This is a genomic window from Zestomonas carbonaria (assembly GCF_904061905.1).
GTDB classification, from domain to species: domain Bacteria; phylum Pseudomonadota; class Gammaproteobacteria; order Pseudomonadales; family Pseudomonadaceae; genus Aquipseudomonas; species Aquipseudomonas carbonaria.
The window spans coordinates 38,293-61,375 of sequence record NZ_CAJFCI010000026.1 but is presented as its reverse complement, the minus strand read 5'-3'; the positions used below and the strand labels follow the sequence as shown (position 1 = coordinate 61,375).

Below are 23,083 nucleotides of genomic sequence, written 5' to 3'. Positions count from 1 at the left end.
TGTTACCTCAGTTTCAACGTGGCCAGGCCGATCAGCACCAGGATCACGGTGATGATCCAGAAACGCACGATGACGCGCGGCTCGGGCCAGCCTTTCAGTTCGAAGTGGTGGTGGATCGGCGCCATGCGGAACACCCGCTTGCCGGTGAGCTTGAAGGAAGCGACCTGGATCACCACCGACAGGGTTTCCATGACGAACACGCCGCCCATGATCGCCAGCACGATTTCCTGGCGGACGATCACCGCGATGGTGCCCAGCGCGGCGCCCAGCGCCAGCGCACCGACGTCGCCCATGAAGACCTGCGCCGGGTAGGTGTTGAACCACAGGAAGCCCAGGCCCGCGCCGACCAGCGCGGCGCAGAATACGATCAGCTCGCCGGCGCCCGGCACGTACGGGATCAGCAGGTATTCGGCAAACTTCACGTTGCCCGACAGGTAGCAGAAGATGCCCAGTGCGCCGCCGACCATCACCGTGGGCATGATCGCCAGCCCGTCGAGGCCGTCGGTGAGATTCACCGCGTTGCTCGAACCGACGATCACGAAATAGCTGAGCACCACGAAGCCGATGCCGAGCGGGATGCTCACATCCTTGAGCATCGGCACGATCAGGGTGGTCTCCACCGGGCTCTGCGCGGTCATATAAAGGAAGATCGCCGCGCACAGGCCGAACACCGACTGCCAGAAATACTTCCAGCGGCTCGGCAGGCCGCGGGAGTTCTTCTCGATCACCTTGCGATAGTCGTCGACCCAGCCGATGCCGCCGAACAGCAGGGTGACCAGCAGCACCACCCACACGTAGCGGTTGGACAGGTCGGCCCACAGCAGGGTGCTGACACCGATGGCGGACAGGATCAGCGCGCCGCCCATGGTCGGCGTGCCCTTCTTCGACAGGTGCGACTGTGGACCGTCGTCACGCACCGCCTGGCCGATCTGGCGGGTCTGCAGGGTGCGGATCATCCACGGCCCGAGCCACAGCGCCAGCGCCAGGGCGGTGAGCACGCCGAGGATGCCGCGCAGGGTCAGGTACTGGAAGACCGCGAAGCCCTTGTGGAACTGTTGCAGATACTCGGCCAACAGCAGCAGCATTTAGTGAGTCTCCTCGCTGGTACCGCACAACGCCGCGACGACCTTGTCCATCGCCGCGCTGCGCGATCCCTTAATCAGAATGGTGGTGTCGCCCCGCTCGTGGCGGAGTGCTTCGATCAGGCTGGCTTGATCCGGGAAATGGCGGCCATCGGCGCCGAACGCATCGATCGCGTGAGCCGTCAGCGGGCCCACGGCATACAGGCTGTCGACCTTGCCGGCGGCATAGGCGCCGACCTCGCGGTGGCCCTGCTCGGCCCACTCGCCCAGCTCGCCGATATCGCCCAGCACCAGCACGGTGCGCCCGGAAAAGGCGGCGAGTATATCAATGGCCGCACACACGGAAGTCGGGTTGGCGTTGTAGCTGTCGTCGATCACTCGCACGCCGTTCGTCGCCAACTGCGCTACCGCGCGGCCCTTGACCGGCTGCACGGTTTCCAGCCCCTGGACGATGCCGACCAACGGCACGCCGAGGGCATGGGCCGCGGCGGCGGCGGCCAAGGCATTGGCGACGTTGTGGGTGCCAAGCAGGTTGAGCTGGATGCGCGCCTGCCCGGCCGGACCGTTCAGGGTGAAGCCCTGGCAGCCACGGGCATCGCGGCCCAGGTCGCTGGCGTGGAAGTCGGCGGTGCTGTCGGTGAGCGCGAAGCTCAGCACTTGGCGGCCGGCGGCACGCGCCTGCCAGACGGAAAACGCCATGTCGTCGCGATTGAGCACCGCCACGCCATCGGTGGGCAGCCCTTCGAGAATCTCGCCCTTGGCCTCGACGATCTTCTCCGGGCCGCCGAACTCGCCCACGTGTGCGGTACCGGCGTTGTTGATGATCGCCACCTGCGGGCGGGTCAGGCCGACGGTGTAGGCGATCTCGCCGACATGGTTGGCGCCCAGCTCGATCACCGCGCCAACGTGTTGCGGCGCCAGTTCGAGCAGGGTCAACGGCACGCCGAGGTCGTTATTGAGGTTGCCGCGCGTGGCCAGCACCGCGCCGGAAAAACCGGCCTTGAGGATGCTGGCGAGCATTTCCTTGACCGTGGTCTTGCCGCTGGAACCGGTGACGGCGGCCAGCGGCCCCGCGTAGGCGTCGCGGTTCAGGGCACCAAGCTGGCCAAGGGCCTGGCGGGTATCGGCCACCACCAGTTGCGGCAGCGGCGCATCGAGCACCGCACGCTCGACCAGGGCGGCCACCGCACCCTTGGCGGCGACTTCCTGCAGATAGGCGTGGCCGTCGAAGCGCGGGCCGGTCAGGGCGATGAACAGTTGGCCAGGCTGGATGGTCCGGCTGTCGGTACTGACCGCCGAAAAGGTCACGTCGGCACCGTGCAGGGTGCCGTTCAGCGGCGCGGCGATTTCGGAGAGCAGCCATGGCTTAAGCATGTGCCGCCTCCCAGGCCGCCAGGGCCTTCACGGTCTCGTCCAGGTCGGAGAACGGCTGGCGCTGCCCGTTGATCTCCTGGTAGTCCTCGTGCCCCTTGCCGGCCAGCACCACCACGTCCTCCGGCGTTGCCAAAGCGATCAGTTGGGCGATGGCCTGGCCACGTCCGGCCACGAAGGAGACCTTTTCCGGCGCCGCGAAGCCGGCACGGATATCGGCGAATATCTGCTGCGGGTCCTCGCTGCGCGGGTTGTCGTCGGTGACCAGCACGCCGTCGGCCAGCCGCTCGACCACCTCGGCCATCAGCGGACGCTTGCCACGGTCGCGATCGCCGCCACAGCCGAACAGGCACAGCAGGCGGCCACGGGCATGCGGGCGCAGCGCGGTGAGGACTTTCTCCAGGGCATCCGGGGTGTGTGCGTAGTCGACCACCACCAGCGGTTGCGCGCCGCCACCGAAGCGCTGCATGCGCCCGGCCGGCCCTTGCAGGGTCGGCAGCACCTTGAGGATCTCGTCCAGCGGGTAATCCAGGCCGAGCAACGCACCGACCACCGCCAGCAGGTTGCTCAGGTTGAAACGGCCGAGCAGCGAACTGCGCAGGCTGCCCTCGCCACGCGGGGTGATCAGCCGGGCACGCACGCCATCGTCGTCGAACTGCACATCCTGGCAATAGAGGTAGGCGCTGCTGTCTTCCAGGCTGTAGCCGATCAGCCGCGATTCGTGCCTGGCGGCGGCCAGTTGGCGGCCGAACGCGTCGTCCAGATTGAGCACCCGGCAGCGCAAACCGGGGCAGGAAAACAGTTCGGCCTTGGCGGCCGCATAGGCCTCCATGGAACCGTGGTAGTCGAGGTGGTCGCGCGACAGGTTGGTGAACACCGCGACGTCGAAGGCGAGCGCAGCGACCCGTCCCTGGTCGAGACCGTGGGACGAAACCTCCATGGCCACGGCCTTGGCGCCGGCCTTCTTCAGGTTGGCCAGGGTGGCCTGCACGCCGACCGGGTCGGGCGTGGTATGGCGGCCCTGCTCGAGGGCATTGTGGAAGCCGCTGCCGAGCGTGCCGATGATCCCGCAGCGCTCGCCGAGGCTGTCCAGTGCCTGGGCGACCAGTTGGCTGACGCTGGTCTTGCCGTTGGTGCCGGTCACCCCGACCAGGTGCAAGCCGCGGCTCGGCTCGCCATAGAAGCGTCCGGCGATGGTCGACAGTTGCCCGACCAGGCCTTTCAGCGGCACCAGCACGGCATCCTTGGCATCGATCGCCGGGGCACCTTCGGCCTCGTAGGCCACCGCCGCCGCGCCACGGGAAATGGCGTCGGCAATGTGCGCACGGCCATCCTGCTGCCCGCCGGGCACGGCGAGGAACAGGTCGCCAGGGCGCACCTTGCGGCTGTCCAGGCTCAGCTCGCGGATCAGCACGGCGCTTTCCGCCTGGGGCAGCAATTGATTCAGGGGCATGGGCATCAGCGCTGCCCTCCATTGTTCGTGGCGACGGTCGGTTGCGGCGGTTCGGCCGGCAGGTTGTCCGGCGGAACGTTCATCAGGCGCAACGTGCCGGACATCACCTTGCTGAACACCGGCGCCGAGACCAGGCCGCCGAAGTAGCCGGCCTTGCTCGGCTCGTCGATCACCACGACGACGGCGAAACGGGGATTGCTCATCGGCCCGAAGCCGGCGAACAGCGAGCGGTAGGCGTTGGCCGTGTAGCCCTTGGTGCCCACCGAGGCCTTGCGCGCGGTACCGCTCTTGCCGGCCACATGGTAGCCCGGCACCAGCGCGCGGTGAGCACCGCGCGGCGCCTCGATCACCTGTTGCAGCATGCCTTGCATGGTCTTGGCCACCGACTCGGGAATCACCTGGGTGGCTACCGCTTCGCGGTCGGCGCGCACCAGGGTCAGCGGCACCAGGCGACCGTTGTTGGCCAGCGCAGAATAGGCGTGCACCAGTTGCACGGCGGTCACCGACAGGCCGTAGCCATAGGACAGCGTGGCGGTCTCGGCCTTCGGCCACTTGCGGTGGTTGGGCAGGTTGCCGACCCGCTCGCCGGGGAAGCCGAGGCCGGTGTCCTGGCCCAGGCCGACCTGCTGCATCAGGTTGTAGATAGCCTCGCCGCCGATATCGAAGGCGATCTTGCTCATGCCGACGTTGCTGGAGTTGATCAGGATGCCGGTCAGGTCGAGCACCGGCCCGCCGCCGGTGGACACGTCCCTGATGGTGTAGCGACCGATCTGCAACCGTCCCGGATGGACCTCGACGTTGTCGGAGGGCTTCCAGCGCCCGCTCTGCAGCGCCGCGACCATGGACAGCGGCTTGACCGTCGAGCCGGGCTCGAACACGTCGATCATCGCCCGGTTGCGCATCATCGCCGGCTGCATGTTGCGCCGGTTGTTCGGGTTGTAGCTGGGCTGGTTGGCCATGGCCAGCACTTCGCCGGTCTTCACGTCCATGATCACCAGGCTGCCGGCCTTGGCGCCGTTCTCCACCAGGGCGTTGCGCAGTTCGCGATTGGCCAGATACTGCAGACGCAGGTCGATGGACAGCGCCAGGGCCTTGCCGGGCTTGGCGTTCTCCACCACCTGGACGTCCTTGATCAGGCGGCCGCGACGATCCTTGAGCACCTGGCGCTTGCCCGGCACGCCGGCCAGCCAGTTGTCGAAGGACAGCTCGATGCCTTCGCGGCCCCGGTCGTCCACATCGGTGAAACCGACCAGTTGCGCGGTGACTTCTCCGGCAGGATAGAAGCGGCGGAATTCCTCGAGGCCGTACACCCCGGGGATCTTCAGGTCGAGGATCGACTGGCCGCGCTCCGGCGTCAGGCCACGCACCAGATACATGAATTCTCGCCCGGCGTTCTGCTCCAGGCGCTGGGCGAAGGTTTTCGGATCCTGGCCGAGCACGCTGGCCAACTCGCTCCAACGGGCACGCGCGCCCTGCAATTCCTTGCCATTGGCCCAGAGGGTGGTGACCGGCGTACTCACCGCCAGCGGCTCGCCGTTGCGATCGGTGATCAGCCCGCGATGGGCGGGAATCGGCACATGGCGCACGCTGCGTGCATCGCCCTGTTCCTTGAGGAAGGCGCGGTCGATCACCTGCAGGTCGAGGATCCGCCAGGCGATGGCGCCGACCATCAGTGCGAGCAGGGCCAGCACCAGGCGAAAACGCCAGGGATAGCGCGCCCCTTCGAGCCACATCATGGCGCCACCATCCGCACTTCGCCGGGTTCGGGAATGCGCATCTTCAACTGGCCGGTGGCCAGGTTCTCGATGCGGCTGTGCGCGGTCCAGGTGCTCTGCTCGAGCACCAGGCGCCCCCACTCGGCCTGCGCCTTGTCGCGCACACTGAGCTCGGCGTACAGGGAATTGAGCAACTGGCGGTTCCAGTGGGCGCAGTAGGACACCGCGATCGCCGACAGCAGCACGGAAACGAACAAAGCCAGCAGCAACATGCTGCCGGCCGGCAATGGCTTGGCGAATACCCGGCTCATCGCAGTTTCTCCGCGACGCGCATCACCGCGCTGCGCGACCGGGGGTTGGCCCTGACTTCCTCGTCGGAAGCGTATTGCGGCTTGCCCAGCAGCTTCAGGCGCGGCTCGAAGGCCTTGACCGCGACCGGCAGGTGGCGCGGCAGCTTGTCCGGCTCGCCCTTGGCGTGCTTGCGCATGAACTGCTTGACGATGCGGTCTTCCAGCGAGTGGAAGCTGATCACCACCAGCCGACCGCCCACCTCCAGCGCTTCCAGCGCCGCGTCCAGGCCACGCTCGAGATCGCCCAGCTCGTTGTTGATATGGATGCGCAGCCCCTGGAAGGCCCGGGTGGCCGGGTGCTTGTTCTTCTCCCAGGCGGGATTGGCTGCCTTGAGCACTTCGGCCAGATCGGCGGTACGTTCGAAAGGCCGCTCGGCGCGGCGCTGCACCACCGCGCGGGCCATGCGCTTGGCGAAGCGCTCCTCGCCGTAGTCCTTGAATACCCGGGCGATCTCTTCCTCGTCGGCCGACGCCAGCCACTCGGCCGCGCTCTGCCCGACATGCGGGTTCATGCGCATGTCCAGAGGGCCGTCGTTGAGGAAACTGAAGCCGCGCTCGGCGTCGTCCAGTTGCGGCGAGGACACGCCGAGGTCGAGAAGAATGCCGGAAACCTGGCCGACCAGCCCGCGGACAGCAACCTCCTCGCCAAGTTCCGCAAAGCTGCGCTGTACAACGACAAAGCGGCCGTCTTCGGCCGCCAGCTCCAGTCCCGTGGTGATTGCCAGGGGATCTTTGTCGAACCCTATCAGCCGCCCACCGGGCCCGAGCCTCTCCAAGATCAGCCGACTGTGCCCCCCTCTACCGAAGGTACCGTCCAGGTAGCAGCCATCGACGCGCACGGCGAGGGCCTCGACGGCCTCCTCGAGCAGCACGGTGACATGGCGGAACTGGCTGGTAGTGGTCACAGGATCAAATCACGCAGTTCATCCGGCAGACCGCCGGGCTCTTTAATGGCAGCCAGGTCCGCCTCGGCAAGGGCGTTCCAGGCATCTTCATCCCACAGTTGAAACTTGTTGAGCTGACCGACCAGCATCGCGCGCTTGTCCAGCTTGGCGTACTCACGCAGGCGTGGCGGCACCAGGAAGCGACCGCTGCCATCCAGCTCCAGATCGACGGCATTGCCGATCAACAGGCGTTGCAGGCGACGGGTTTCCTCGCGCAGGGACGGCAGTTCACGCAGCTTGGTTTCGATCAGTTCCCATTCGGGCAGCGGGTAGACACACAGGCAGGGGTCGACGGCATCGATGGTGACGATGAGCTGGCCGCCCGAACGCGCGACGATCTCGTCCCGATACCGGCTTGGCATCGCGAGTCGACCCTTGGCGTCGAGTGATATGGCGTTAGCTCCGCGAAACACGGCTGCGTTTCCCCACCTTGATTAGCTTTCCATGCCTTATTGACCCACTTTGTGCCACTTTGTGCCACTTGCGCACACTATAGAAATGCGCAAAGCCCAGCGTCAAGGCGCGTCAGGATGGAAAAATCCTTACAGGACGGAGATTTAGCGAGCTTTCGAACGGAAATGACGAACGGCAGGCGGGATTTTGGAGGGTAAAAAGAAGCCAGTCCGGGGCGTTAAGCCACGAACTTAAAGTAACTTCTCAAGAGTAAGATTTTTTCGGTATTAGAAACGCGGAGGAGAAGCAGAAGAGAAAGAAGGGAGAGTCGATCTGTAAGCCGGGTTCTGTCGAGGACAGTCATTCCTCTACGACGCCCATCACTGAACGCCTCTAGCAACCTACCCGGTTCCAGCGCGGGCCACGCCAATGGAACCCTATTTGGTCTTGCTCCGAGTGGGGTTTACCTAGCCACGGACTGTTACCAGCCGTGCGGTGCGCTCTTACCGCACCTTTTCACCCTTACCGGCGCCGAAGCGCTTAGGCGGTTGTTTTCTGTGGCACTTTCCGTAGGCTCACGCCTCCCAGGCATTACCTGGCACTCCGCCCTATGGAGCCCGGACTTTCCTCCCCCTTCACGAATGAAGGCAGCGACTGTCCGATCGACTCTCCGCTGGCAAGGGTAACGAGGCAAGCTGCAAGCTGCAAGCTGCAAGCTGCAAGCTGGAAGCTGGAAGCTGGAAGCTGGAAGCTGGAAGCTGGAAGCTGGATAGGGTTCTGGTCTGGCCTCTTCGCTGTCAAACCTTTTTTCGCGGCCACGGAACTGGGCGTCCCCGCCGATCCTACGACGAAGTCCGGTTGTAGGAGCGCGCCATGCGCGCGATCACCGGCAACGCCCAAAGCATCGCCAGCAAGCCGGCTCCTCCAACGAACGGACGAGTAGCCCGGATGCAATCCGGGGAAGCCCTCCCGGATTGCATCCGGGCTACGTGGTGGTTTGCTGGGGCCCCGCGTTAGTGGCGGCCCGCGTAGGGGGATGACGGTTCGGCTGGGAGCCCAACACGTAGGGTGCGCCGTGCGCACCGATCCGGGGCCAACATCCATGTTTCCGGCGAAGCACCCTGCCGGCGCCAGGGTAAACGGTGCGCACGGCACACCCTACAAAAGCCGAACCGTCTTTTCGCCCAGTCTTCCAGCCTCCAGCGCTTTTTTTCGGCTCCTGCCCCTCGCCTACGCCTTCCTTTCCAACGCCACCTGATACAGCAGGTTCTTGCGCACCCCGGTGATCTCCGCCGCCAGCGCCGCCGCGCGTTTGAGCGGCAATTCCGCGAGCAACAGGTCGAGCACCCTCAAGGCCTCCGCACTCACCGCCGCCTCGCCCTCCGGCGCCTGCCAGCCGGCCACCAGCAGCACGCACTCGCCGCGCTGCTGGTTGCTGTCCGCCGCCACCCAGGCACGCAGCTCGGCGAGCGGCGCGCCCTTCAAGGTCTCGAAGGTCTTGGTCAGTTCACGCGCCAGCAACACCTGGCGGTCTCCGCCGAATACCGCCTCCATGTCCTCCAGGCAGTCCAGGATCCGGTGCGGCGCCTCATAGAAGATCAGCGTGCGCGGCTCCTCCCTGACCAGTTCCAGGCGCGCACGCCGGCCAACCGCCTTGGCCGGCAGGAAGCCTTCGAAGATGAAGCGGTCGGACGGCAGCCCGGCGGCCGACAGCGCCGCGACCAGCGCGCAGGGCCCCGGCACCGGCACCACCCTGATCCCGGCGGCACGCGCCCGGCGCACCAGATGAAAGCCCGGATCGGAAATCAGCGGCGTGCCCGCATCGGAGATCAGCGCCACGTCGTCGCCGGCCTGCAAGCGAGCGAGGAAGCGCCCGCCTTCGTCGCGCTCGTTGTGTTCGTGGCAGGCAGCCAGTGGCGTCTCGATGCCGAAATGTTGCAACAGGCGCAACGAATGACGAGTGTCCTCGGCGGCGATCAGCGCCACTTCGCGCAGCACCTTGAGCGCCCGCGCCCCGATATCGTCGAGATTGCCGATCGGCGTGGCCACCACGTAGAGCGTGCCAGCCGGGGAATTCGGAGCTTCGGGAAGGGTCACAGCACACACCTCGGTATCGCATGGAACGCGCATTGTAGCCTCATCGCCATCCATCCTCGCTTCCGGGAACGGATTCACGCATCGAGATCGCACCCCCAGTGGGGCTTGGGTACAATTCGCCCTCTTTTGTTCCAGTACGGGAAGGCCTACATGACCGTTTGCCTGCGCCAGCTCTCACTTCTCTGCCTCATTGGCTTCCTGGCGGCCTGCTCCAGCTCGCCCACATCCACCCTGGGCGAACTGCCGCGCACGCCGCAGGCGAGCATCGAGCAGTTGCTGCAACAGGCGGAAAACAGCAAACCCGAGCAGGCCGCCCTGCTGCGCCTGTCCGCCGCCGACCTGGCACTTGGACAGGACGACCAGGGCCGCGCCGCGCGCATCCTCGAACAGGTGCCGCTGGACGACCTCAAGCCGGCGCAGCAGATTTTCGCCAGCACCCTGGCTGCCGAACTGGCCCTGGCCCGCAGCCAGCCCAAGACCGCCCTGCAGGCACTCCAGCATCCGAGCCTGGATCGCCTCGGCGAGCTGCCTGTCGAGCAGCAGACCCGCACTCAACTGGTCCGCGCCCGCGCCCTCCAGGCAGATGGACAGAAACTGGCCGCAGCCCGCGAACGCGTGTTCATCGCCCCGCTGCTCAGCGGCGAAGCGGCCAGCGCCAACCAGGAAGCCATCTGGGCCCTGGTATCGAGCCTGCCCCGAGATCAACTGCAAAGCAGCGGCGGCGGCGACTTCGACGGCTGGCTGGCACTGGTCCGCGCGGTCAACGGCGCCGGCACCGTCCAGCAGCAAAAGGAGGCGATCGAGGCCTGGCAGCAACAGAACCCGCAGCATCCTGCGGCAACGCAACTGCCGGAGCCGCTGCACCAGCTCCTGGCACTGAGCGACCAGCCGCTGGGCAAGATCGCCTTGCTGCTGCCCCAGGAAGGCCAGTTGGCCTCGGTGGCCCGCGCCCTGCGCGACGGCTTCCTCGCCGCCCACTACCAGGCCCGGCAGGCCGGCCAGAATCCCCCGGCCATCGAGCTGTACGACAGCTCCCGACTGGGCTCGCTGGACGACTTCTACCGCCAGGCCCAGGCGGCCGGCGTACAACTGGTGGTCGGCCCCCTGGAGAAGCCGCTGGTCAAGCAGCTTGGCGATCGCGAACAACTGCCCATCACCACCCTCGCCCTCAACTACAGCGACGCCGGCCAGGAAGGACCGCCACAACTGTTCCAGTTCGGCCTGGCCGCCGAAGACGAAGCCCGCGAAGCCGCCCGCCGCGCCTGGGCCGACGGCATGCGGCGAGCCGTGGCCCTGGTGCCGCGCGGCGAGTGGGGCGACCGCGTGCTCGCCGCCTTCCGGCAGAGCTGGGAAGCCGCTGGCGGCTCGCTGATCGCCGCCGAGCACGTCGACCAGCCGGTGCAACTGGCCCAGCAGATCGCCGACCTGTTCCAACTGCGCCAGAGCGAGGCCCGTGCCAAGCGCCTGCAGAGCACCCTGGGCACCCAGCTTGCCGCGCAGCCGGCGCGCCGCCAGGACGTCGACTTCATCTTCCTCGCCGCCACCCCGCAGCAGGCGCAACAGATCAAGCCGACCCTGGCCTTCCAGTACGCCGGCGACGTACCGGTCTACGCCACCTCGCACCTGTATAGCGGCACCAGCAACCAGACCCAGAACCTCGACCTGGAAGGCATCCGCTTCTGCGAAACGCCCTGGCTGCTGAACGCCAACGAACCCTTGCAGCAACAGATCGCCAACCAGTGGCCGCAGGCCGGCGGCAGCCTCGGCCGCCTGTACGCCATGGGCGTCGACGCCTACCGCCTGGCGCCGCGCCTGAGCCAGCTCAAGGCGCTGCCCGGCAGCCAGGTCGACGGCCTCACCGGCAGCCTGAGCCTGAGCCCCGCGCAGCGCGTCCAGCGCCAGTTGCCCTGGGCGGAGTTCCGCGGCGGCCAGGTCCAGAGATTGCCAGACAGCATCTAGGCATGACCGCCAACCAGCAGCGCGGGCGCGAGGCGGAAAACCTCGCCCGCCGCTTCCTCGAGGAACAGGGCCTGCGCCTGCTGGCGCAGAACTGGCTGTGCCGGCGCGGGGAGCTCGATCTGGTCATGCTCGATGGCGATACAGTAGTATTCGTCGAGGTTCGCTACCGGCGTCACGCTGCCTGGGGCGGCGCGCTGGAAAGCGTGGATGCGCGCAAGCAAGCGCGGATCGCCCTGGCGGCGGAATACTTTCTCCAGCAAGAGAAACGCTGGGGCAAGCATCCCTGCCGCTTCGATGTCATAGCTCTGGGCGCGACAAGCGGACCGACCGATCGCCCCGAATGGATCAAGAATGCTTTCGACGCCTGAATCCATGCTCAATCATTCGGGATATCCCGATAGAAAATACCAATCCCACCGCGTCTGGCGACTCCGGCATCATCCGCGCCGAGCGGTTTCCGAATGCGCCCCGGCCGCAGCCACCCATGCACCGGCTCGTCCCTGAAATGCTTTCCGGGCCACCCTTGCAGCCGACACCACTGAAGGTCATTCACCATGGACATGCAATCCCGAATCCGCCGGCACTTCCAGGCCAGCATCGACACCAAGCAGCAAGCCATGGAAGTGCTCGCCCCCTTCGTCGAGCAGGGCAGCCTGGTGATGGTCAATGCATTGCTCAACGAGGGCAAGATTCTGTCCTGCGGCAACGGCGGCTCGGCCGGCGACTCGCAGCACTTTTCCTCCGAGCTGCTCAACCGCTTCGAGCGCGAGCGCCCCAGCCTGCCGGCCATCGCCCTGACCACCGACAGCTCGACCATTACCTCGATCGCCAACGACTACAGCTACAACGAGGTATTCTCCAAGCAGATCCGCGCGCTCGGCCAGCCGGGCGACGTACTGCTGGCGATCTCCACCAGCGGCAATTCCGCCAACGTGATCCAGGCCATCCAGGCCGCCCACGACCGCGAAATGACCGTGGTCGCCCTGACCGGCCGCGACGGCGGCGGCATGGCCTCGCTGCTGCTGCCGGAAGACGTGGAGATCCGCGTTCCGGCCAAGGTCACCGCACGCATCCAGGAGGTGCACCTGCTGGTGATCCATTGCCTATGCGACCTTATCGACAGTCAACTGTTTGGGAGTGAAGAATGACCCGCAGCCTACCGATCCTCGTCGCCTTGACGCTGAGCCTGCTACTGGGCGGATGCGGCAACCGCAGCATCGGCAACAAGATCGATGACCAGTTCCTCGCCCCGGAGGTCAGCTCCAGCATCTCCAAGGCCCACGCCGACCTGACCAGCCCGACCTCGCATATCGTGGTGACCAGCTACAACGGCGTGATCCTGCTGGCCGGCCAGACTCCGCGCGGCGAACTGAAGGAGCGGGCCGAACAGGCCGCCCGCTCGGTGCAGGGAGTGAAGAAGGTGCACAACGAGCTGCAGGTGCTGCAGCCGACCTCCGCGCTGGCGCGCAGCAACGACTCGCTGATCACCGCCAAGATCAAGGCCCAGATGCTGACCGACAGCAATGTGCCGAGCTCGCGAATCAAGGTCGTGACCGAGAACGGCATCGTCTACCTGCTCGGCCTGGTTACCCGCCAGGAGGCCGCGGCCGCCACCAACGTGATCCAGACCGTGTCGGGCGTCCAGAAGATCGTCAAGCTCTTCCAGTACACGAACTGAAAGCCGGATGACCCACAAACAGAAAGGGCGCCTTGGGCGCCCTTTCTGTTTCCTGCTTCGAACCTGCGGCGGTCCTACTTGACCACCTTCAGGCTGGGTCGGCCGCTTGGCCGTGGCGGCTCGCCACCGGACGGTCCGTCGTCGTCCGGCCCGCCTTCATCCTCCTCGTCGAGCACGGGCGGCTCCAGGTCGAAGACCATGCCCTGCCCGTTCTCCCGCGCGTAGATCGCCAGCACGGCGGCCGAGGGAATGTACAACTGGTGGGCGACTCCACCGAAGCGCCCTTCGAAGCTCAGCGCCTCGTTGCCCATTTGCAGGTGGCGCACCGCACTGGGCGACACGTTCAGCACGATCTGCCCGTCCTTGGCGAAGCCCTGGGGCACCTGGACCTGGGCATGCTCGGCATTGACCAGGATATGCGGCGTGCAGTTGTTGTCGACGATCCATTCGTACAGGGCGCGGATCAGATAGGGACGACTGGAGGTCATCGCATCCTCCTTAGCGTTGGCGCATATCGCGCTCGGCGACGGAAAGGCTGGCCTGGAAGCCCTGCCGGGCAAACAGGCGATCCATGTAATCAAGCAGTGGCTTGGCCTGCCGTGGCAGCTCGATGCCGAGTACCGGCAGGCGCCAGAGGATCGGCAACAGGCAACAATCCACCAGGCTCAGCTCCTCGCTGAGGAAAAACGGCTTCTCGGCAAACAGCGGGGAAACCCCGGTCAGGCTCTCGCGCAATTCCTTGCGGGCCTGGGTTCGCTCGGTTTCCTTGCTGCGCGGATCGAGCACCAGATCCACCAGTCGGCACCAGTCGCGCTGGATACGATGGATCAGCAGACGGCTGTTGGCCCGCGCCACCGGATACACCGGCATCAGCGGCGGATGCGGATAGCGCTCGTCGAGATATTCCATCACCACGGTCGACTCGTACAAGGCCAAATCACGATCGACAAGGGTCGGCAGGCTGGCGTACGGGTTCACTTCGGCCAGTTTCGGCGGGCATTGGCCGGGCTCGACATAGATGACTTCGGCGCTGACGCCCTTCTCGGCGAGCACGATACGGACACGATGCGAATAGTGATCGACGGGGTCGGAGTAGCAGGCCAACTTGTTGGTCACCGCCATGGCGATCCTCCTCGCGTATTGCAGTTATCAGAAAGCGGAACAGCGACCTTTAGTGCACGTCCTTCCAGTATTCGCGCTTGAGCAGGTAGGCGAAGACGAAGAAGAAGGCCAGGTACAGCAGCACATAGGTACCGATGCGCTGGCTTTCCAGCTTCACCGGGTTGGCCGAGTAAGCCAGGAAGGTCACCAGGTTCTTGACCGTCTCGTCGAACTGCTCTTCGGTCTGAGTGCCAGTGTTGGGCTCGATGGTCAACTGGTCGCACGCCTCATGGGTGATCGGCGTACCGGTCAGCGGGTCGAACTGCTTCTTGCCATCCTCAACCACCTGCACCTGCTTGCAACCGATGTACTGGCGACCCTGCAGGCCGACCAGCACGTTGGGCATGCCGACGTTCGGGAAGACCTTGTTGTTGGCGCCCAGCGGGCGGCTCGGGTCTTCGTAGAAGGTCCGCAGGTAGGTGTACAGCCAGTCGGTGCCGCGTACGCGGGCGACCAGGGTCAGGTCGGGCGGCGTGGCGCCGAACCAGGCCTTGGCGTGATCCGGCTGCATGCCGATGTTCATGTGGTCGCCGATCTTGGCACCGGTGAAGACCAGATTTTCCATCATGATCTCTTCGGGAATGCCCAGGTCGTTGGCCACGCGCTCGTAGCGCTGGAACTTGGCGGCATGGCAACCCATGCAGTAGTTGACGAAGGTACGCGCGCCGTCTTGCAGCGCGGCCTTGTCGGCCAGGTCGATATCCACCTTGTCCAGCGGATAGTTGCCCGCGGCGCCGAAGGAAAAGGCCGGCAGCAGCGCGAGGATCAATGCAGCGAATTGCTTTTTCATCAGCCTGTCACCCTTTCCGGAACCGGTTTGGTTTTTTCCATCCTGGTGTAGAACGGCATCAGGATGAAGTACGCGAAGTACAGGAAGGTACATACCTGCGACAGCAACGTACGGCCCGGGGTCGGCGACAGGACGCCCAGCACGCCGAGGATGATGAAGGAGATGCAGAAGATCACCAGCCAGATCTTGCTCAGCCAGCCCTTGTAGCGCATCGACTTGACCGGGCTGCGATCCAGCCAGGGCAGGACGAACAGCACGGCGATGGCGGCACCCATGGCGATGACGCCCAGCAGCTTGTCCGGAACCGCGCGGAGGATCGCGTAGAAGGGGGTGAAGTACCACACCGGCGCGATGTGCTCAGGGGTCTTGAACGGGTTGGCCTGTTCGAAGTTCGGCTTCTCGAGGAAGTAGCCGCCCATTTCCGGGAAGAAGAACACCACGGCACAGAAGACGAACAGGAACACCACGACACCGACGATGTCTTTCACGGTGTAGTACGGGTGGAAGGCGATGCCGTCCAGCGGCACACCGTTCTCGTCCTTCTTCTTCTTGATGTCGACGCCGTCCGGGTTGTTCGAACCGACTTCGTGCAGCGCCAGGATGTGCAGCACCACTAGGCCGAGCAGGACGATCGGCAGGGCGATCACGTGCAGGGCGAAGAAGCGGTTCAGGGTGATCCCGGAAATCAGGTAGTCACCGCGGATCCACTGGGTCAGGTCTTCGCCGATCACCGGGATGGCGCCGAACAGCGAGATGATCACCTGGGCGCCCCAGTAGGACATCTGGCCCCAGGGCAGCAGGTAGCCCATGAAGGCTTCGGCCATCAGGCACAGGTAGATCAGCATGCCGAAGATCCACACCAGCTCGCGCGGCTTCTGGTAGGAGCCGTAGAGCAGGCCGCGGAACATGTGCAGGTAGACCACCACGAAGAACGCCGAAGCGCCGGTGGAGTGCAGGTAGCGGATGATCCAGCCGTACTCCACGTCGCGCATGATGTACTCGACGGAAGCGAAGGCTTCCTCGGCGGACGGGGTGAAGCTCATGGTCAGCCAGATGCCGGTGAGGATCTGGTTGACCAGCACCAGCAGCGCCAGGGAGCCGAAGAAGTAGAAGAAGTTGAAGTTCTTCGGTGCGTAGTACTTGGAGAGATGGTCTTCCCACATCTTGGTGGCCGGGAAGCGCGCATCGACCCATTCCATGAATTTGCTCATCAGGCGTTCTCCTGGTCCACACCGATGACGATGACATCATCCGACTCGTAGGAGTACGGCGGCACCGGCAGGTTCAAGGGGGCGGGCTGCGCCTTGTAGACGCGTCCGGCCAAGTCGTAGCGGGAGCCGTGGCAAGGGCAGAAATAGCCACCGACCCAATCCGGACCGAGGTCGGCCGGAGCCACTTCCGGGCGGAAGGACGGCGCGCAACCCAGGTGGGTGCACAGGCCGACCAGCACCAGCAGTTCGGGCTTGATCGAGCGGGTCTTGGGGTCCACGTACGTCGGCTGTACCGACGACTTGGACTCGGGATCGGCCACCTGGCCGGCAATCTTCTCCAGATTGCCGAGGATCTCCTCGGTACGGCGGACGATGAACACCGGCTGACCGCGCCACTCAGCAACCATCTGCTGACCCGCCTCGATCTTGCCGACATTCACTTTCACCGGTGCACCTGCGGCTTTGGCCTTGGCGCTAGGGAACCATGACCCCACGAACGGGACCGCGGCACCCACCGCTCCTGCGGCACCCACTACGGAAGTGGCTGCCACAAGGAAGCGACGCCGGCCTGCATTCACGCCGTCATTGCTCATTCAGTCGTCTCCCATCAGCTTTGTGGCCTGTTGTTCAGGCATCTACTAAGTAAAATTCGAGCCGCAAAAAAATTTGGCAAATGGTAAAGAAAAGCCACATTTCTGACAAGGTAACTAATGGACACAAAAACGCTGGAGGCCTTGTCGGACGCGGGGTGCAAAGGTGCGACAAGTTGTCGCGACAATAATTAAGATAGGCAAAAAAAAGCGCCCGATTTCCTTGGGAAACCGGGCGCTCTTTTTGAATACAGAAACGAATTAACGCTTCGAGTATTGCGGACGCTTACGCGCTTTACGCAGACCAACCTTCTTACGCTCGACTTCGCGGGCGTCGCGGGTCACGTAACCGGCTTTGCGCAGGGCGCTGCGCAGGCCTTCGTCGTAGCTCATCAGGGCACGGGTGATGCCGTGACGGATCGCACCGGCCTGACCGCTGACACCACCACCGCTGACGGTGACGTAGATGTCGAACTTCTCGACGGTCTCGGTCAGTTCGAGCGGCTGACGAACCACCATGCGGGCGGTTTCGCGACCGAAGAAGCTGTCCAGGGTGCGGTTGTTGATCGAGATGTTACCAGTACCCGGACGCAGGAAAACGCGAGCGGTTGCGGTCTTGCGACGGCCAGTGCCGTAATTTTGAGTCGCCGACATAATGAACTATTCCGTCAAATCTTCAGTTCTTGGGGCTGCTGAGCGGTATGCGGATGCACGGCACCCTTGTACACCTTCAGCTTGCGATACATGTCACGACCCAGCGGGTTCTTCGGCAGCATGCCCTTGACCGCGGTTTCGATCACACGCTCAGGCGCCTTGGCGATCAGCTTCTCGAAGTTGATCTCCTTGATGCCACCCGGGAAGCCGGAGTGCGAGTAGTACATCTTGTCGCTGGCTTTGGCGCCGGTCACACGAACCTGTTCGGCGTTGATAACGACGATGTAGTCGCCGGTATCGACGTGCGGAGTGTACTCGGGTTTGTGCTTGCCACGCAGACGGGAGGCGATTTCGGTGGCCAGACGACCCAGAGTCTGACCAGCGGCGTCGACGACATACCAGTCGCGCTTAACGGTTTCCGGTTTAGCAGTAAAAGTTTTCATTCTTTATAGCCTCAGGGGCCGCCCTGAAAATAAGACGGCGGATCTTACTGAAAGGTGCTGGCTTTTACAAGCCAAAAGCGGCCACCACGCGCGTTCATCGGGGCTCGGGTCTTCACGCTCGCAGGGCCTGGGTTCGACGGGCTAGGCATCCCCCGGCGAAAACGGCTGCCGAATTATGCCGATTGCGAGAAAAATTTCAACCTGCTTTCATGATCCCTTTGCCGCAGAAACCGCATGCAGGAGCCGTAGATGGAATACCGTCAGTTGGGCCGCACCGACCTCGAGGCCAGCGCACTCTGCCTGGGCACCATGACCTGGGGCGAGCAGAACAGCCGGGAAGAAGCCTTCGCGCAGATCGACATGGCGCGCGCGGCCGGGGTCAACTTCATCGACACCGCCGAGATGTACCCGGTGCCGCCACGCGCGGAGACCTACAGCCGGACCGAACAGATCATCGGCGACTATTTCCAGGCGCGTGGCAACCGCGCCGACTGGATTCTGGCCAGCAAGGTCGCCGGCCCGGGCAACGGTATCGCCCATATCCGCGGCGGCCAGCTCAGGCATGACCGCCGGAACATCATCTCCGCCCTCGACGCCAGCCTGCAGCGCCTGCGGACCGACTGGATCGATCTCTACCAGTTGCACTGGCCGGAGCGCAGCACCAACTTCTTCGGCCAGCTCGGCTATCGCCACGTGGAGGAAAGCTTCACTCCGCTGACGGAAACCTTGCAGGTACTGGCCGAACAGGTGCAGGCCGGCAAGATCCGCCATATCGGCCTGTCCAACGAAACGCCCTGGGGCGCGATGAAGTTCCTGCAACTCGCCGACGAACTCGGCCTGCCTCGCATGGTGTCGATCCAGAACCCCTACAACCTGCTCAACCGCAGCTTCGAGGTCGGCCTGGCGGAAGTCGCCATTCGCGAGCAGTGCGGCCTGCTGGCCTACTCGCCGCTGGCCTTCGGCATGCTCTCCGGCAAGTACGAGAACGGCGCCCGCCCGGCCAATGCGCGGATCACGCTGTTCAGCCGTTTCAGCCGCTACACCAACCCGCAGGCCCAGGCCGCCTGCTCGCGCTACGTGGCATTGGCCCGCGAACACGGCCTTGACCCGGCACAGATGGCCCTGGCCTTCGTGACGGCGCAACCCTTCGTGACCAGCAACATCCTCGGCGCCACCAGCCTCGAGCAGCTCGAAAGCAACCTGGTGAGCTTCGAGCTGCGTTTGTCCGAAGAAGTGTTGGCCGGGATCGAAGCGATCCACCGCGAGCAGCCGAATCCGGCGCCTTGATGGCTGGAGGCTGGAGGCTGGAGGCTGGAGGCTGGAGGCTGGAGGCTGGAGGCTGGAGGCTGGAGGCTGGAGGCTGGAGGCTGGAGGACAGGATTCCGGCCATACCTCTTCGCTGTCAAACCTTTTTTCGCGGCCATAGGACTGGGCGTCCCCGCCGATCCTACGAACGCGGCCTAGATGCCGACCTGTAGGAGCGCGCCATGCGCGCGATTCGTGGGGACGGAACTGGCACGCACTATTTACTGGATCACTGGATTCCCGCGAACGCGGGAATCCAATGAACACGGCGTCAATAAACAAGTAGAAGCCGCGATCCCCGGCACCGCCCAAGGCATCGCCAGCAAGCTGGCTCCTACAACCGCGAGCGAGTAGCCCGGATGCAATCCGAGAAGTTCATCCGGGCTACAGCCCACCCTCCCCGAATGACACAAGAGCACGGGAACCACCGAACCCGCTGTTCCGTTCAGCCCTCCAGCCTCCAGCGCCCCTAACCGGCTTTCCCCTACAAAGCGCGGGAGATGATCTCCTTCATGATTTCGTTGGTGCCGGCGTAGATGCGCTGCACGCGGGCGTCGGCCCAGGCGCGGGCGATCGGGTATTCCCACATGTAGCCGTAGCCGCCGTGCAACTGCACGCATTCGTCGATCACCTGGCACTGCAGGTCGGTGCTCCAGTACTTGAGCATCGCCGCGGTCGGCACATCCAGCTTGCCTTGCAGGTGCAGCTCCAGGCAGCGGTCGACGAACACCCGGCCGACCTGCACCTGGGTGGCCAGTTCGGCCAGCTTGTGGCGAGTGGTCTGGAACTCGGCGATGGCCTTGCCGAAGGCCTTGCGGTCGCGGGTGTAGTCCAGGGTCCACTGCAGCGCGGCCTCGGCCGAGGCCAGGCCACCGATGGCAACGGTCAGGCGCTCCTGCGGCAGTTCCTGCATCAGGTAGGCGAAGCCCATGCCGGCCTGGCCGAGCAGGTTTTCCTTGGGAATGCGCACGTTCTGGAAGAACAGCTCGGAGGTGTCCTGGGCCTTCATGCCGACCTTCTTCAGGCGCTGGCCCTTGTCGAAGCCCGGCGTGCCGGCCTCCACCAGGAACAGGCTGGTACCCTTGGCGCCGGCCTTGGGATCGGTCTTGGCGACCACGATCACCAGGTCGGCCAGGTAGCCGTTGGTGATGAAGGTCTTCGAGCCGTTGATCACGTATTCGTCGCCGTCCAGCACGGCGGTGGTCTTCACGCCCTGCAGGTCGGAACCGGCGCCCGGCTCGGTCATGGCGATGGCGCTGACGATCTCGCCGCTGACCATCTTCGGCAGGTACTTCTGCTTCAGGTGCTCGCTGCCGTAATGCAGGATGTAGGGCGCGACGATGTCCGAGTGCAGCGAGAAGCCGATGCCGGACAGCCCCAGGCGACTGATCTCCTCGATCACCACGCTGCTGTAGAGGAAGTCCGCGCCCATGCCGCCGTACTCCTCGGGCAGGTGCGAGCAGAGCATCCCGGCCTCGCCGGCCTTGTTCCACAACTGGCGATCGACGTGGCCGTCCTCCTCCCACTGCGCGTGGAAAGGCACGGCTTCCTGTTCGAGGAATTTGCGCACGCTGTCGCGGAAGAGTTCGTGGTCGGAGCTGAATAGCGTTCTTGGAATCATTTTGGCTACCTGAAACACACGGGATGGATGAAGGATTGGACTGTAAGACTGACCATACAGTCTAGAACTGGACACAAGCGCCAAAAAATAAGACGATCCCGCCAGAGCTTGGCCACTTTCCCCTACAAAAAGAACAGTACCCGATCATGCCTTCCCCGAGCACCAAACCGCTGCAACGTGTCTGCATCCTCGCCATCGAGGGCGTGTTCGCCTCCACCCTGATGCAGGCCAAGGATTTCTTCCACATGGCCGCCCTGCGCCATGGCCGCCAGCAAGGCCTGGGGCTCACCTCTTCCTTCGACACCCGCCTGGTCAGCCCCGACGGCAAGCCGGTGCGCAGCTTCAGCGAGGTGGTGCTGCCGGTGGACGGCGCCCTGGAGGATGCCGAGATCATCATCCTGCCGCCCTACTGGGGCGACTTCCAGCAGCTCTGCCGGCGCTACCCGCAGATTCTCGACTGGCTGCGCACCCAGCACGCCAACGGCAGCGTGATCTGCGGCGAGGCCATGGGCGTGTTCTGGATGGCCCAGGCCGGCCTGCTCGACGGCAAGGAGGCAGCCACCTACTGGCGCTTCCATCGCGAGTTCGCCGAGCGCTTCCCCAAGGTACTGCTCAACCAGGAGAAGCACCTGTCCGATGCCGACAACCTGTACTGCGCCAGCGGCAGCACCTCGTCCCGCGACCTGTACATCCACCTGATCGAGCAATTCTGCGGCGCCAGCGTCGCCCAGGCGGTGGCCCGCGACATCTTCTACGAGGTGCGCCGCACCTATACGCCCGGGCGCATCGGCTTCGGCGGGCAGAAACTGCACCAGGACCTGGCCATCCTGCAGATCCAGGAGTGGCTGGAAGAGCATTTCGCCGACAAGTTCCGCTTCGAGGACGTGGCCCGCGACCACGGCATGAGCATCCGCAACTTCATGCGGCGCTTCCAGACCGCCACCGGCGACAAGCCGCTGCACTACCTGCAACGACTGCGCATCGAGACCGCCAAGGGCCTGCTCAGCACCACCCGCAAGAGTATCAAGACCATCAGTTACGAGGTCGGCTACGACGACGCCAGCTTCTTCGCCCGCCTGTTCCGCCAGCACACCGACCTGTCGCCGAACCAGTACCGCCGGCAGTTCCAGCACAAGGGAGAGTGAGCGGCCATCCCTAGGGCCCGCTGCCGTTTCGGCACGCCGCGACGAAACGACAACCGACCCTAGGATAGGTTAGGCGGAGCCGACGAGCAGCCTAAGATCGAGCCTCACAACAAGAACCCGAAGGTCCCTCGTGATGCGTCGCTATCTGCTCGCCCTGCTTGCCGCCGTCAGCCTGAATACCGTGGCCGATGACCACTGGAAACCCTTCCCCTACGACCAGAGCGCCTACGACTACTCCGGCGACAAGTTGCGCGAAGCCTGGCCACGCCTGACCCGCGGCTTCGGCCACGATTACCCGTTCCCGGACACCGACTGGGTGGTGACCACGGCCACCCGCTATCCGAAGGCCCTGGAGCTGACCGTGACCGGCAATACCGGCTTCACCGGCAAGCCCGAGGAGGCCGAGCACTATGCCGAGCAGTTGCAGGGCGTCTGGCGCCTGGTGTTCCGTGGCGACTTCGCCGAGGCGAAGAAACGTGGCCTGGCCCTCGGGGTCGGCGGCCAGGTGCCGGCGATGTTCGCCCAGGTGGTCTACGCCATGTTCCTCGCCCCCGACCAGGCCGAGAAGCACCGCCTGCTCGAGGAAGTCATCAGTTATACCGACCAGGCCGGCGAGCTGATGCAGGCCGACATCGCCGCCCAGTTCGGCCGCGTCTATGCCAAGGCCCGGCTGGCCGAGGAGCTGTCGGTGCCGGTGGTGCTCAAGCGCGGCTACACCAGCCAGATTCCCGCCGAACTGGATGCCCTGCTGGCCAAGCAACCACGCCAGCCGTTCGCCCTGGCGCTGTATGGCGGTTATGAGGCGGGGGTGATCCGCAAGGTCGGCAAACTGGTCGGCAAGATGACCTACGGGGTCAGCGCCGACCAGATGGAACAGTACTTCGCCCGCTCGTTCCGCGCCGCCGACGACCTGCCGATCGGCCACTACGAATACGCCAACGCCCTCGCCTACGTATACGGCGACGACGGGCAGGCGAAGGTCGTCGAGCAGCTACAGCGCGCGGTGGCGATCAAGCCGATCAACGCCATGGAAGCGCTGGAAGTGGCCCATGCGCGGAAGCTGCTGAAACGGCAGGAGCAGGTTGCCCAGCGCTGAGGGGCTGGAGGCTGGAGGCTGGAGG

The 23,083-nt window shown here is 64.7% G+C and carries 23 protein-coding genes and 1 other RNA gene; 7 read left to right on the top strand and 17 right to left on the bottom strand.

All coding sequences use genetic code 11. The features are described from left to right. Positions 1-2 precede the first annotated feature (2 nt). The 9 genes from mraY to rsmI form a co-directional block, all read right to left on the bottom strand. On the bottom strand, positions 3-1,085 hold the full coding sequence (gene mraY / locus PSEWESI4_RS05565; RefSeq protein WP_187670195.1) for a phospho-N-acetylmuramoyl-pentapeptide-transferase: 1,083 nt from the start codon (positions 1,083-1,085) through the stop codon (positions 3-5). After that, on the bottom strand, positions 1,086-2,456 hold the full coding sequence (locus tag PSEWESI4_RS05560) for a UDP-N-acetylmuramoyl-tripeptide--D-alanyl-D-alanine ligase (protein WP_187670194.1): 1,371 nt from the start codon (positions 2,454-2,456) through the stop codon (positions 1,086-1,088). Continuing rightward, positions 2,449-3,912, bottom strand: a complete 1,464-nt coding sequence (locus tag PSEWESI4_RS05555) for a UDP-N-acetylmuramoyl-L-alanyl-D-glutamate--2,6-diaminopimelate ligase (RefSeq protein WP_187670193.1) — start codon at positions 3,910-3,912, stop codon at positions 2,449-2,451. Before PSEWESI4_RS05555 ends, PSEWESI4_RS05560 begins: the two co-directional genes overlap by 8 nt. Continuing rightward, positions 3,912-5,642 carry a peptidoglycan D,D-transpeptidase FtsI family protein gene (locus PSEWESI4_RS05550; RefSeq protein ID WP_187670192.1) on the bottom strand — a complete coding sequence of 577 codons (1,731 nt, stop codon included), beginning with the start codon at positions 5,640-5,642 and terminating at the stop codon, positions 3,912-3,914. The genes PSEWESI4_RS05555 and PSEWESI4_RS05550 overlap by 1 nt, the downstream gene beginning before the upstream one ends. Beyond that, positions 5,639-5,932, bottom strand: a complete 294-nt coding sequence (gene ftsL / locus PSEWESI4_RS05545) for a cell division protein FtsL (RefSeq protein WP_187670191.1) — start codon at positions 5,930-5,932, stop codon at positions 5,639-5,641. The genes PSEWESI4_RS05550 and ftsL overlap by 4 nt, the downstream gene beginning before the upstream one ends. Further along, positions 5,929-6,876 (bottom strand): 16S rRNA (cytosine(1402)-N(4))-methyltransferase RsmH, encoded by a 948-nt coding sequence (rsmH, locus tag PSEWESI4_RS05540; RefSeq protein ID WP_187670190.1) that lies wholly within the window; start codon positions 6,874-6,876, stop codon positions 5,929-5,931. The genes ftsL and rsmH overlap by 4 nt, the downstream gene beginning before the upstream one ends. Beyond that, positions 6,873-7,328, bottom strand: coding sequence for a division/cell wall cluster transcriptional repressor MraZ (mraZ, locus tag PSEWESI4_RS05535; RefSeq protein ID WP_187670189.1), 456 nt, complete (start codon positions 7,326-7,328; stop codon positions 6,873-6,875). Before mraZ ends, rsmH begins: the two co-directional genes overlap by 4 nt. Positions 7,329-7,628: 300 nt before the next feature. After that, positions 7,629-7,978, bottom strand: an RNA gene (gene rnpB / locus PSEWESI4_RS05530) — RNase P RNA component class A. A gap of 560 nt (positions 7,979-8,538) precedes the next feature. Then, entirely contained in the window at positions 8,539-9,438 is a 900-nt protein-coding gene (gene rsmI, locus PSEWESI4_RS05525) for a 16S rRNA (cytidine(1402)-2'-O)-methyltransferase (RefSeq protein WP_235978878.1), read from the bottom strand. Between the two features lie 117 nt (positions 9,439-9,555). Between rsmI and PSEWESI4_RS05520 the strand changes: the two genes are divergently transcribed. The 4 genes from PSEWESI4_RS05520 to PSEWESI4_RS05505 all read left to right on the top strand — a co-directional run bounded on the left by PSEWESI4_RS05520 (position 9,556) and on the right by PSEWESI4_RS05505 (position 13,042). After that, entirely contained in the window at positions 9,556-11,364 is a 1,809-nt protein-coding gene (locus PSEWESI4_RS05520; protein WP_187670187.1) for a penicillin-binding protein activator, read from the top strand. A 2-nt stretch (positions 11,365-11,366) separates the two neighbouring features. Then, entirely contained in the window at positions 11,367-11,732 is a 366-nt protein-coding gene (locus tag PSEWESI4_RS05515) for a YraN family protein (protein ID WP_187670186.1), read from the top strand. A gap of 186 nt (positions 11,733-11,918) precedes the next feature. Continuing rightward, positions 11,919-12,512: a phosphoheptose isomerase gene (locus tag PSEWESI4_RS05510; RefSeq protein ID WP_187670185.1), complete on the top strand. Its 594-nt coding sequence runs from the start codon at positions 11,919-11,921 to the stop codon at positions 12,510-12,512. Continuing rightward, positions 12,509-13,042, top strand: coding sequence for a BON domain-containing protein (locus PSEWESI4_RS05505; RefSeq protein WP_187670184.1), 534 nt, complete (start codon positions 12,509-12,511; stop codon positions 13,040-13,042). Before PSEWESI4_RS05510 ends, PSEWESI4_RS05505 begins: the two co-directional genes overlap by 4 nt. Before the next feature lie 74 nt (positions 13,043-13,116). Here the strand turns inward: PSEWESI4_RS05505 and PSEWESI4_RS05500 are convergent, their stop codons facing one another. From PSEWESI4_RS05500 to rplM, 7 genes are all read right to left on the bottom strand, one after another. Then, a complete protein-coding gene (locus PSEWESI4_RS05500) occupies positions 13,117-13,530 on the bottom strand; it encodes a ClpXP protease specificity-enhancing factor (protein ID WP_187670183.1) in 414 nt (137 codons plus the stop codon). Positions 13,531-13,540: 10 nt separating this feature from the next. Beyond that, the gene (locus PSEWESI4_RS05495; RefSeq protein ID WP_187670182.1) at positions 13,541-14,164 is read right to left on the bottom strand and encodes a glutathione S-transferase N-terminal domain-containing protein; all 624 of its coding nucleotides are present in this window, start codon (positions 14,162-14,164) and stop codon (positions 13,541-13,543) included. A 49-nt stretch (positions 14,165-14,213) separates the two neighbouring features. Next, positions 14,214-14,993, bottom strand: a complete 780-nt coding sequence (locus PSEWESI4_RS05490) for a cytochrome c1 (RefSeq protein WP_187670181.1) — start codon at positions 14,991-14,993, stop codon at positions 14,214-14,216. Beyond that, entirely contained in the window at positions 14,993-16,204 is a 1,212-nt protein-coding gene (locus tag PSEWESI4_RS05485; protein ID WP_187670180.1) for a cytochrome b, read from the bottom strand. The genes PSEWESI4_RS05490 and PSEWESI4_RS05485 overlap by 1 nt, the downstream gene beginning before the upstream one ends. After that, a complete protein-coding gene (petA, locus tag PSEWESI4_RS05480; protein ID WP_187670179.1) occupies positions 16,204-16,797 on the bottom strand; it encodes a ubiquinol-cytochrome c reductase iron-sulfur subunit in 594 nt (197 codons plus the stop codon). Before petA ends, PSEWESI4_RS05485 begins: the two co-directional genes overlap by 1 nt. Positions 16,798-17,055: 258 nt before the next feature. Beyond that, the gene (rpsI, locus tag PSEWESI4_RS05475) at positions 17,056-17,448 is read right to left on the bottom strand and encodes a 30S ribosomal protein S9 (protein ID WP_187670178.1); all 393 of its coding nucleotides are present in this window, start codon (positions 17,446-17,448) and stop codon (positions 17,056-17,058) included. 14 nt (positions 17,449-17,462) lie between these two features. Next, complete coding sequence (rplM, locus tag PSEWESI4_RS05470) at positions 17,463-17,891, bottom strand: 50S ribosomal protein L13 (RefSeq protein WP_187670177.1); 429 nt, start codon at positions 17,889-17,891, stop codon at positions 17,463-17,465. Between the two features lie 249 nt (positions 17,892-18,140). Here rplM and PSEWESI4_RS05465 point away from each other — a divergent pair, with 249 nt between their 5' ends. Further along, positions 18,141-19,178 (top strand): NADP(H)-dependent aldo-keto reductase, encoded by a 1,038-nt coding sequence (locus tag PSEWESI4_RS05465; RefSeq protein WP_187670176.1) that lies wholly within the window; start codon positions 18,141-18,143, stop codon positions 19,176-19,178. Positions 19,179-19,680: 502 nt separating this feature from the next. Here PSEWESI4_RS05465 and PSEWESI4_RS05460 read toward each other — a convergent pair. After that, a complete protein-coding gene (locus PSEWESI4_RS05460) occupies positions 19,681-20,817 on the bottom strand; it encodes an acyl-CoA dehydrogenase family protein (RefSeq protein ID WP_187670175.1) in 1,137 nt (378 codons plus the stop codon). A gap of 146 nt (positions 20,818-20,963) precedes the next feature. Between PSEWESI4_RS05460 and PSEWESI4_RS05455 the strand changes: the two genes are divergently transcribed. Together PSEWESI4_RS05455 and PSEWESI4_RS05450 are read left to right on the top strand one after the other, a co-directional pair. Continuing rightward, positions 20,964-21,962, top strand: coding sequence for a GlxA family transcriptional regulator (locus tag PSEWESI4_RS05455; protein ID WP_456243203.1), 999 nt, complete (start codon positions 20,964-20,966; stop codon positions 21,960-21,962). Positions 21,963-22,095: 133 nt separating this feature from the next. Beyond that, a complete protein-coding gene (locus PSEWESI4_RS05450) occupies positions 22,096-23,058 on the top strand; it encodes a hypothetical protein (RefSeq protein ID WP_187670174.1) in 963 nt (320 codons plus the stop codon). Positions 23,059-23,083 lie beyond the last annotated feature (25 nt).